The organism is Streptomyces sp. KR55 (assembly GCF_052245645.1).
GTDB lineage: Bacteria > Actinomycetota > Actinomycetes > Streptomycetales > Streptomycetaceae > Streptomyces > Streptomyces flavusporus.
In genome coordinates this window covers 1-1429 of record NZ_JBQQCE010000890.1, presented here as the reverse complement: position 1 = coordinate 1429, position 1429 = coordinate 1, and the positions used below count along the sequence as shown (strand labels likewise).

The window sequence follows — 1429 nt, the reverse complement described above, 5'->3', positions numbered from 1 at the left end:
GGAGGCGGTTAAGCGCTGACGCGGGCAGTCGTGCCTCCCCCAGTGCCTTAAGGGCCTGGGGGGACCCCCAGGGCGGCACGGGTGGGCGCGGGCGGCACCCCGTCAGCGCCGGGCTGCGCACCCCACCCCTCGGCCGGCCCCGACGCCGGGCACCTGGAAAGCGGCGGCTCGTCACCGGACGCACAGGCAGGCGCGCGGGCGGCAGCCCACTCGTCGGCGTGCCGCTTTCGTCGTGGAACCCCGTGGCGACTACCTTCGTTAGGGCAACTAGTTAGAGGCCCTAATTACGGAACCGCTTCGCACACGAGAGGCAGAGCGCATGAGCGAGTCGCAGACGTGGGACGCCGTGGACGACTACTTCCGCACCCATCTCTCCCCCGACGACGAGCCCCTCCAGGCCGCCCTGCGCGACAGCGAGGCCGCCGAACTGCCGCGCGTCAACGTCACGGCCCCCCAGGGCAAGCTGCTCCAACTCCTCGCCCAGATCCAGGGCGCCCGGACGATCCTGGAGATCGGCACGCTCGGCGGCTACAGCACCATCTGGCTCGGCCGCGCCCTCCCCGCCGAAGGCCGCCTCATCTCGCTGGAGTACAGCGCCAAACACGCCGAGGTCGCCACCCGCAACATCGCCCGCGCGGGCCTCGACAAGCTCGTCGAGGTACGGGTCGGCCCGGCGCTGGAGTCCCTGCCCCAGCTCGCCGACGAGAACCCGCCGCCCTTCGACCTGGTCTTCATCGACGCCGACAAGGCCAACAACGCCCACTACGTGGAGTGGGCCCTCAAGCTCACCCGCGCCGGCAGCCTGATCATCGTCGACAACGTCGTACGCGGCGGCCGCGTCACCGAAGCGGACAGCACCGAGCCGGACGTCCAGGGCACCCGCGCCGCCATCGAGCTGATCGGCTCCCACCCCAGGCTGAGCGGCACGGCGATCCAGACGGTGGGCAGCAAGGGCTACGACGGCTTCGCGCTGGCACGGGTGCTGGCATAGGACTCCGGCCGCCGCTCAGAGCTCGTGGTAGAAGCCGACGTTGACGCTGCGCGGCGCGGTGCGGTCCTGGATGACGATCTCTCCGTTGCCGCCCCGCGGCAGCGGAACGGTGCCGTCGTAGGCGAGTGGCTGGGTGTACCCGCCGGCCATCAGCCGGACCTCGGAGGACTGGTCCGGCTGCGAGCCGCGCAGCCAGGTCACCTGCCAGCCGCCGTCCGGGCCGCACAGGAACTCCAGGTGGACCCGCGAGACGAACAGCCAGTCGTCGGGCGTGGCGAGCCGGCACACGGACTTGTCCCGGCCCACCCGCAGCACGGCGCCCGGCTCGCTGGGCGCGTCGGCCATGAGCATGCCGGCCGTGGCGCCCGCCTCCGCCCCGGAGACGGTGGCCATGGTGAGTTCGAGCACGTGCGCTCCTTTTGTCACGTCCCTGCGCGG

General features: G+C 72.0%; 2 protein-coding genes. One reads left to right on the top strand and one right to left on the bottom strand.

Features of this window, described 5'->3' with window-relative positions; genetic code table 11:
* The first annotated feature begins 319 nt into the window (after nucleotides 1-319).
* Nucleotides 320-991, top strand: a complete 672-nt coding sequence (locus tag ACTWQJ_RS51280; RefSeq protein WP_443313182.1) for an O-methyltransferase — start codon at nucleotides 320-322, stop codon at nucleotides 989-991.
* Between the two features lie 15 nt (nucleotides 992-1006).
* Here ACTWQJ_RS51280 and ACTWQJ_RS51275 read toward each other — a convergent pair whose 3' ends face one another.
* Complete coding sequence (locus tag ACTWQJ_RS51275) at nucleotides 1007-1399, bottom strand: hypothetical protein (protein ID WP_443313183.1); 393 nt, start codon at nucleotides 1397-1399, stop codon at nucleotides 1007-1009.
* Nucleotides 1400-1429: the final 30 nt, after the last annotated feature.

Excerpts from the sequence above, each read along its gene's own strand:
- ACTWQJ_RS51280 (WP_443313182.1), top strand. The coding sequence starts at position 320 with ATGAGCGAGTCGCAGACGTGGGACGCCGTGGACGACTACTTCCGCACC.